This is a genomic window from Marilutibacter maris (assembly GCF_006546735.2).
In the GTDB taxonomy this organism is placed as follows: domain Bacteria; phylum Pseudomonadota; class Gammaproteobacteria; order Xanthomonadales; family Xanthomonadaceae; genus Marilutibacter; species Marilutibacter maris.
Genome location: NZ_VICD02000332.1, coordinates 1 through 7,710 on the forward strand (window position 1 = coordinate 1; position 7,710 = coordinate 7,710).

The window sequence follows — 7,710 nt, forward strand, 5'->3', positions numbered from 1 at the left end:
ATCACTACAACTGGCACCGCCCGCACGCCAGTTTGGGCCACAAGCCACCCATCAGCCGGCTGCCGCTGAACAACGTACTGGGTTTACACATCTAGCCGGCGGACGGCCGGGGGTGGATGGGTGGAACCTGTCGCTTTCGGCCTCCATGATGGGGCCACCCCAACAAGGAAGAACCCACCATGAAGACAGTCCTGATCACCGGCGCCAACCGCGGCATCGGCCTCGCCCTGACCCGCCGCTTCAGCGCCCGCGGCGACAAGGTGATCGCGGTCTGCCGGAATTCCAGCCCCGAGCTCGAGGCCACCGGCGCACAGGTCGAGGCGGGCATCGATGTCTCCGACGCCGCGGCCCTGGCCGAGCTGGCCGGACGCCTGGGACATACCCGCGTCGACGTGCTGGTCTGCAATGCCGGCATCCTGTCGCGCGAGGTGTTCGGCGACATCGACGGCGACGGCTTCGAGGCGATGCGCCGCCAGTTCGAGATCAATACGCTGGGACCGCTGCGCACCGTGCAGGTGCTGGCCGGCGTGCTCGGCGAGGGCAGCCGGGTCGGCATCATCACCAGCCGGATGGGCTCGATGGCCGACAACGGGTCCGGCGGCTACTACGGCTACCGGGCGTCGAAGGCGGCGGTCAATGCGATCGGCAGGTCGCTGGCGATCGATCTCAAGCCGCGCGGCATCGACGTGTTCCTGCTGCATCCGGGCTTCGTCTCCACCGACATGGTCGACAACGCCGGCGAGATCAGCCCGGACGAGTCGGCCGCGCAGCTGGTCGAGCGCCTGGACACGTTGTCGGACGCCGACAGCGGTTCGTTCTGGCACGCCAACGGCACGCCGCTGCCCTGGTGAAGCCTTGCCGGCCTCAGGTGTGGTCCGCCCGCGCGTCCGGGGCCGGCGGGGCTTGTTATGCTGGATCGCCGTATCCGGTGAAGCTTCGATGCGATCCTTCCTGAAACGGCTTCGGCCGGGCCGGCGGCGGTCGGTCCTGTCGCCGCTGCTGATCTTCTCGCTGGCCCTGGGCGCTCACGCCCAGGCCGCCGCGCCGTCGACGACCTCCGGCGAGCCCGCGCCCGACCGGCGCATCGCCGTCACCATCGACGACCTGCCCTGGCAGGGGATCGGCAATACCGCCGACGACGATCTGGCGGCACGGCATGCGCGCCTGATCGCGCAATTGAAGCTCGCCGGCGCGCCAGTGGTCGGCTTCGTCAACGAATCCAAGCTGGAAGTGGATGGCCGGGTCCGGCCCGAGCGCCTGGCGATGCTGGAGGACTGGCTGGACGCGGGTTTCGAGCTGGGTAACCACACCTGGGGCCATGTCGATCTGCACGAGGTCGGAGTGGCGGCATTCCAGGAGGACATCCTGCGCGGCGAGCGCCAGCTGCGGCCGCTGATGGCCGCGCGCGACCAGGCGCCGCGCTGGTTCCGCCATCCCTATCTGCGCGCCGGGCGGAGCCAGGCCGACAAGGCCGCGGTGGTCGATTTCCTCGCCGGCCACGGTTACCGGGTCGCGCCGGTCACCGTCGACAACAGCGAGTGGATCTGGGCGTTCGCCTACGAACGGGTGCTCGCACAGGCCGACCCGGCGGCCCGCGAGGCGACGCTGGAGCGCCTGCGGCTTGGCTACGTGCCGTACATGCTCAACAAGCTCGACTACTACGAGCGCCAGTCGATCGACCTGCTCGGTTATGCACTGCCGCAGGTCTGGCTGCTGCACGCCAACACCCTCAATGCCGATACCTATGCGGAACTGGTCGCGGCGGTGCGCCGTCGCGGCTACCGCACCATCGGCCTCGACGAGGCGATGGCCGACCCGGCGTACGCGCGCCCGGATGGCTACGAGGGGCGCTGGGGGCCGAGCTGGCTGCACCGCTGGGCGATGGCCGAGAAGCGGCCGAAGGCGTTCTATGCCGGCGAACCGCAGGTGCCGCGCTGGGTGCTGGACCTGGCGGGGCTGGAGTCGGAATAGCCGGCGCGGTGGCGCGTTTCCGCCGTCGGTCGGCACGGCGCCGCGCGTCCGACCGGCGGTGACCGCCGCCGCCAGGGCCGCGCGTTGGTTCGGGGGCCTGCCCATCAGGGCGTTCCCCCGGGAGTTCGATCATGAACACCACGCGCCTGCCGCGATCAGCGGCGATCCCTCTCGCCTCCCTGTCCATCGCGCTGCTGGCGGTGCTGGTCGGCTGCAAGCCGGCGGGTACCGGCAGCGAGCGTCCCGATTCGACTGCCGCGCCGATGGAGGCCGAGGCGCCGGCGGCGGACGCGGTCGCCACGCCTTCCGCCGCCGAACTGGAACAGCTGGCCGAACGCATCGTCACCCAGGCCGCCGCGGTCGAGCCCGGCGAGGTCGTGTGGATCTCCGGACGCCCGCATGACGCCGAGCTGTTGGAGGACCTCGCCGTCCAGGTGCGCAAGGCCGGCGGCTATGCGGTGGTCGAGTACTCCAGCGACCGCCTGACCCGGCGCTCGTTCTTCGACGTGCCGGCCGAATTCGACGGCACCCCCAATGCGGCCGGACTGATGCTGGCCAACAACGCCGACGTGATGATCGAGCTCAGCAACGGCACCAGCGAGAACCTGCTGGAGGGAGCCGACCCGGCCCGGATCGCGGCGCGGATCAAGGCCGACGAAACGGTCCAGAACGCATTCATGAAGAACGGCGGGCGCTTCATCGAGGTCGGCAACGGCCTGTATCCGACGTCCTGGCGGGCCGAGCGTTACGGGCTGTCGGAGGCGGCCCTGGCGAAAATGTTCTGGGCCGGCGTCAACCTCGACTACGCCGCGCTGCAACAGCGCGGCGACGCGGTCAGGGCGGCGTTGGCCGGCGCCGACCAAGTGCATGTCACCCATCCCAACGGCACCGACCTCAGTGTCAGCGTGAAGGGGCGCGCGGTGATGGTCAGCGACGGCGCGATCAGCGCCGAGGAGAAGCGCCAGGGCGGCGCGGCGCTGATGACCTACCTGCCGGCCGGCGAAGTCTATGCCGCGGCCGTGCCGGGCAGCGCCAGTGGGACCCTGGTGCAATCGTACGGTTACTACCAGGGCAAGCCGGTCGAGAACCTGACGCTGACGTTCGAGAGCGGCGAGCTGATCTCGGTGACCGGCGACGGCGAGGGCTTCGCGGCGATGAAGGCGGTCTACGATGCGATCGACGACGACCGCAAGAAGCAGTTCGGCTTCGTCGACCTGGGCATCAATCCGAATGTCAGCCTGCCGGCGGAGAGCCGGGTCGGCAACTGGGTGCCGGCCGGCACCGTATCGCTGGGCACCGGCAGCAACACCTGGGCCGGTGGCGACAACTCGGTGCCGCACAGCTTCAGCGTATCCTTGCAGGGCGCCACGGTGACCTTCGACGGCAATACCGTGGTCGAGAACGGCGAGTTGAGGCTGTAGGTCGCGGCCGGACGCGTGGCGGACCCGGCGCTGCCGCCCGCCATGCGCCGTCGTTCCGGAACGGGTCTGGAGCGGGCCGGTCTGGAGCGGGCCGATCTGGAGCGGACCGGTCCGAAGGCAGCCGGTCAGCCAGAAATCGCGATCCAATGCTTGACCTCAACTTAAGTCGAGGTCTTAGGCTGTGCCGCCAATGGCCACCGTGGCCATCGATACAGGGAACGAGGCCCGATGGAACCCAACGCACTTACCGTTATCCACAAGCTGGTCCGTCACGAGATCCATGCGGTGTCCGACCGGCTGGCCGCAGCTGGCGACAGCGACGATCGTGCCGTGCTGGAGGCGATCAGGCGCGCCGCCGAAATGTTGCGCGGCCACGCCGAACAGGAGGACGCGCACCTGCTGCCGGTGCTGCAGGCGGTGGCGCCGGAACTGGCGCGACGGCTGGACGAGCAGCACCACAGCCTGGATCGCGACATGGAGGCGATCTGCGCGTCGGCCGAGGCCTTGCAACGCCTGCCAATGTCGCGCCGGGTTCGTGCGCGGCGGCAGTTGCACGACGCCTGGAACCGCTTCGTCGCCGACTGCCTGTTGCACATGGACGAGGAGGAACGCGCGATGCAACCGCTGCTGGGCGAGGGCATCGTGTTGTCGAAGGTGGCCGAGTCGACGCTGGCGATGGAACAGGCGAACGCCGACGAGTTCCTCGCCAACCTGTGGCGTGCGATCACACCGCAGGAGCGGATCGCGATCGAACGCGCCCGCCTGCGCCTGCAACTGGAACGCGCGGCCCGCCGGGCCGAGGACTGCTACGAGGCCGACGCCGCCTGAGTGCCGTTCGCGTGGCGCAAGGCCTCAGGCGCCGACCCGGTCGCGGACCGCGTCCATGTCGCGGACCGGGCGGATCTCGATGTGTCCGGTCTGCGACCACGGGAACTGGCGGGCGATCTCCATCGCCTCGTCCATGTCCGCGGCCTCGATCAGGTTGAAGCCGGCCAGCACTTCCTTGGCTTCGCTGAACGGGCCGTCGGTGATCGACATCCGGCCTTCGCGCTGGCGCAGGGTGCGCGCGGTGCGGCCGTGTTCGAGTTGCTGCGAGTCGAGCAGCTTGCCGGCCGCGCGCAACTCGTCGGCCTTCTCGAAACAGCCCTTCATCAGCCGGTCGAACTCGCCCTCGGGCAGCTCGGCGACCAGGTCGTCGTCGGTGTGGATCATGACCAGGAACTTCATCGGAAACCTCGCTCGGGGGAGAGGGGGCAGGGCGACACGGTAACCGGTTCGCGATGCATATGCATGACGCGTCGCAGCCATCGATGCCGGACCTGGAGCGGTGCTCCTGCGCCGCCGCGAACAAGCCTGGCGGGGCGCCGTCTCAGGCGCTGCGACCGCGGCCGCGCAGACTGTCCCGAACGCGGGAATGAGCATCCACCCGCCAAGACTTATCACGCCGCCGCGTGCGCGCTAACGTGCCAATCCCGAGGGGCTCGACGGGGCCAATCCCGGTCCTGGCCGTCTTCTTGCCCGCGCGGGGTCGCGGAACGGCGCCGGGTATGGGACCGTTCGGGCCGTCGCGCCGCAGCCGCCGTCGACGCCCCATCCACGCAGGGAGAACGCATGCATCCGATCATCACCGTCAGCGGCCTGACCAAGACCTACGGGTCGGGCTTCCAGGCGCTCAAGGGCATCGACCTGGAGATCCGCCGCGGCGAGATCTTCGCCCTGCTCGGCCCCAACGGCGCCGGCAAGACCACCCTGATCAGCATCATCTGCGGGATCGTCAATCCGAGCGGCGGCACGGTCGTCGCCGACGGCCACGACGTGGTGCGCGACTACCGTGCCGCGCGCCGCAAGATCGGACTGGTGCCGCAGGAGCTTTCGACCGACGCGTTCGAGACGGTGTGGGCAACGCTGCGCTTCAGCCGCGGCCTGTTCGGCCGGCCGCCGGATCCGGCGCATCTGGAGAAGGTGTTGCGCGCGCTGTCGCTGTGGGAGAAGAAGGACAGCAAGATCATGGCGCTGTCCGGCGGCATGAAGCGGCGCGTGCTGATCGCCAAGGCGCTCGCGCACGAGCCGGAGATCCTGTTCCTCGACGAGCCCACCGCCGGCGTCGATGTCGAGCTTCGCCACGACATGTGGCAGCTGGTGCGCAAGCTGCGCGAGGACGGCGTGACCATCATCCTGACCACCCACTACATCGAGGAGGCCGAGGAGATGGCCGACCGCATCGGGGTGATCAACCACGGCGAGCTGGTCCTGGTCGAGGACAAGACCACGCTGATGCGCAAGCTCGGCAAGAAGCAGTTGACGCTGAGCCTGCAGGAGCCGCTGGCGGCGATCCCCGCCGAGCTGGCCGGGTTGCCGCTGGAGTTGTCGGCGGACGGCCAGTCGCTGGTCTACACCTTCGACGTGCAGTCGGAGGAAACCGGCATCGCCGGCCTGCTGCGCCAGCTGCACGCGCACGGCATCGATTTCCGCGACCTGCATTCGAGCGAGAGCTCGCTGGAGGACATCTTCGTCAGCCTGGTCCGCAACAGTGCGCGCAACGGTGCGGACCGCGAACGGGCCACCGCGCAGGAGGCGCAGGCATGAGCACCGCTTCGATCAACATCCATGCGATCAAGGCGATCTACCGCTTCGAGATGGCGCGGACCTTCCGCACCCTGGGCGAGAGCATCCTCTCGCCGGTGCTGTCGACGTCGCTGTACTTCATCGTGTTCGGCGCGGCGATCGGCTCGCGGATGGGCGACATCGAGGGCGTCAGCTACGGCGCCTTCATCATCCCGGGCCTGATCATGCTGTCGCTGCTGGGCGAGAGCATCTCCAACGCGTCGTTCGGCATCTACATGCCCAAGTGGGCAGGCACCATCTACGAGCTGCTGTCGGCGCCGGTGTCGTCGCTGGAGGTGGTGATCGGCTACGTCGGCGCGGCGGCGACCAAGTCGTTGATGCTGGGGCTGCTGATCCTGGCCACCGCGCGCGTGTTCGTGCCCTACGAGATCGCGCATCCGGTCTGGATGGTCGCCTTCCTGCTGCTGACCGCGGTCAGCTTCAGCCTGTTCGGTTTCATCATCGGGCTGTGGGCCGACGACTTCCAGAAACTGCAGGTGATCCCGCTGATGGTGGTCACGCCGCTGACCTTCCTCGGCGGCGCGTTCTATTCGATCAGCATGCTGCCGCCGGTCTGGCAGAAGATCACCCTGTTCAACCCGGTGGTCTACCTGATCAGCGGCTTCCGCTGGAGCTTCTACGGGGTCTCCGACGTCAATGTCGAGATCAGCCTGGCGGCGATCCTCGGCTTCCTGGCGGTTTGCCTGGGGATCGTCATGTGGATCTTCCGCACCGGCTGGAAGCTCAAGCAGTAGGCGCCGGGAAGCGCTCCGGCTCAGCCCTCGACGGCGTCGCCCGCGTCGCCGGCCGGGGTCAGGAACCAGGCCTCGACCGTGCCCCTGGACTTCATCGTCATCGGCTGGCCGCGACGGTCCAGCGCCTTGCCGACCGCCATCCGCACCCAGCCCTCGCTGATGCAGTACTCCTCGACGTTGTGCCGCTCGATGCCGTTGAAGCGGATGCCGATGCCGCGTTCGAGCAGGGCCTCGTCGTAGAACTTGCTGCGCGGGTCGTTGGACAGGCGGTCGGGCGGGGTGTCGGACATGGCGTGGCCTTGCGTGTACGGATGTGTCTGGGCGCCAAGGATAGCGTGGGGCGCGGCGATGCGCCCCGGTCCGCGCGACCCGGCTACCAGGTGTCCTCGAGCATCCGCGGCCGGCAGGCGAGCAGGCCGCCGGTCGCCAGCACCGCCAGGCACAGGCCAAGGAAGGCGAACGGCAGGCCCCAGGCATGGCTGGCGTCGTGCAGGGCGCCGAACACCACCGGGCCGGCGCAACTGAGGGTGTAGCCCACGCCCTGGGTGAAGCCCGACAGCGCGGCCGAGCCGCCGGCGGTGCGGGTGCGCAGGTTGATCAGCACCAGCGACAGCGGGAAGGTGCTGGGGCCCAGTCCGAGCAGGGCGACCCACAGCACCGGCGCCGCCATCGGCGCCCACAGCAGGCCGAGGAAGCTGGCGGCGAAGCAGGCCAGGCAGGCGAGCACCACCGGGAACGGGTTGCGCATCCGCACCGCGATTGCCGGCATCACCAGCCCGGTGGCCAGGCCCAGGGTCGAGAACAGCGCGACCATGTTGCCGCCGAAGGCCGGGCTGGCGCCGGCGGCGGCGAACAGCGCCGGCAGCCAGGTGAACATCGAATAGGTGACCAGCGAGGTCATCCCGAACATCAGCGCCAGGCCCCAGGCCACCGGCGAGCGCCACACCCGCCCGCGCGTG

General features: G+C 69.2%; 9 protein-coding genes. 6 read left to right on the forward strand and 3 right to left on the reverse strand.

What is annotated here, in order from left to right:
- Positions 1 to 179 precede the first annotated feature (179 nt).
- The 4 genes from FKV24_RS18475 to FKV24_RS18490 all read left to right on the forward strand — a co-directional run bounded on the left by FKV24_RS18475 (position 180) and on the right by FKV24_RS18490 (position 4,220).
- Positions 180 to 851, forward strand: a complete 672-nt coding sequence (locus tag FKV24_RS18475; RefSeq protein WP_141483437.1) for an SDR family oxidoreductase — start codon at positions 180 to 182, stop codon at positions 849 to 851.
- 88 nt (positions 852 to 939) lie between these two features.
- Positions 940 to 1,971: a polysaccharide deacetylase family protein gene (locus FKV24_RS18480; protein ID WP_141483438.1), complete on the forward strand. Its 1,032-nt coding sequence runs from the start codon at positions 940 to 942 to the stop codon at positions 1,969 to 1,971.
- 131 nt (positions 1,972 to 2,102) lie between these two features.
- Complete coding sequence (locus FKV24_RS18485) at positions 2,103 to 3,392, forward strand: aminopeptidase (RefSeq protein WP_111267615.1); 1,290 nt, start codon at positions 2,103 to 2,105, stop codon at positions 3,390 to 3,392.
- Between the two features lie 228 nt (positions 3,393 to 3,620).
- A complete protein-coding gene (locus tag FKV24_RS18490; RefSeq protein ID WP_111267614.1) occupies positions 3,621 to 4,220 on the forward strand; it encodes a hemerythrin domain-containing protein in 600 nt (199 codons plus the stop codon).
- 24 nt (positions 4,221 to 4,244) lie between these two features.
- Here the strand turns inward: FKV24_RS18490 and FKV24_RS18495 are convergent, their stop codons facing one another.
- A complete protein-coding gene (locus tag FKV24_RS18495; RefSeq protein WP_111267613.1) occupies positions 4,245 to 4,619 on the reverse strand; it encodes a YciI family protein in 375 nt (124 codons plus the stop codon).
- A gap of 384 nt (positions 4,620 to 5,003) precedes the next feature.
- Between FKV24_RS18495 and FKV24_RS18500 the strand changes: the two genes are divergently transcribed.
- Positions 5,004 to 5,978, forward strand: coding sequence for an ABC transporter ATP-binding protein (locus tag FKV24_RS18500; protein WP_141483439.1), 975 nt, complete (start codon positions 5,004 to 5,006; stop codon positions 5,976 to 5,978).
- An 11-nt stretch (positions 5,979 to 5,989) separates the two neighbouring features.
- Positions 5,990 to 6,751: an ABC transporter permease gene (locus FKV24_RS18505; RefSeq protein WP_111268189.1), complete on the forward strand. Its 762-nt coding sequence runs from the start codon at positions 5,990 to 5,992 to the stop codon at positions 6,749 to 6,751.
- A gap of 20 nt (positions 6,752 to 6,771) precedes the next feature.
- On the opposite strand, the gene FKV24_RS18510 is transcribed toward FKV24_RS18505, so the two are convergent.
- Both FKV24_RS18510 and FKV24_RS18515 read right to left on the reverse strand, forming a co-directional pair.
- Complete coding sequence (locus tag FKV24_RS18510) at positions 6,772 to 7,041, reverse strand: DUF3297 family protein (RefSeq protein ID WP_111267611.1); 270 nt, start codon at positions 7,039 to 7,041, stop codon at positions 6,772 to 6,774.
- Positions 7,042 to 7,124: 83 nt separating this feature from the next.
- On the reverse strand, positions 7,125 to 7,710 hold a 586-nt coding region (locus FKV24_RS18515), incomplete at its 5' end, for an MFS transporter (RefSeq protein WP_141483440.1).

Excerpts from the sequence above, each read along its gene's own strand:
- FKV24_RS18495 (WP_111267613.1), bottom strand. The coding sequence starts at position 4,619 with ATGAAGTTCCTGGTCATGATCCACACCGACGACGACCTGGTCGCCGAG.
- FKV24_RS18500 (WP_141483439.1), top strand. The coding sequence starts at position 5,004 with ATGCATCCGATCATCACCGTCAGCGGCCTGACCAAGACCTACGGGTCG.
- FKV24_RS18480 (WP_141483438.1), top strand. The coding sequence starts at position 940 with ATGCGATCCTTCCTGAAACGGCTTCGGCCGGGCCGGCGGCGGTCGGTC.
- FKV24_RS18510 (WP_111267611.1), bottom strand. The coding sequence starts at position 7,041 with ATGTCCGACACCCCGCCCGACCGCCTGTCCAACGACCCGCGCAGCAAG.
- FKV24_RS18485 (WP_111267615.1), top strand. The coding sequence starts at position 2,103 with ATGAACACCACGCGCCTGCCGCGATCAGCGGCGATCCCTCTCGCCTCC.
- FKV24_RS18475 (WP_141483437.1), top strand. The coding sequence starts at position 180 with ATGAAGACAGTCCTGATCACCGGCGCCAACCGCGGCATCGGCCTCGCC.
- FKV24_RS18490 (WP_111267614.1), top strand. The coding sequence starts at position 3,621 with ATGGAACCCAACGCACTTACCGTTATCCACAAGCTGGTCCGTCACGAG.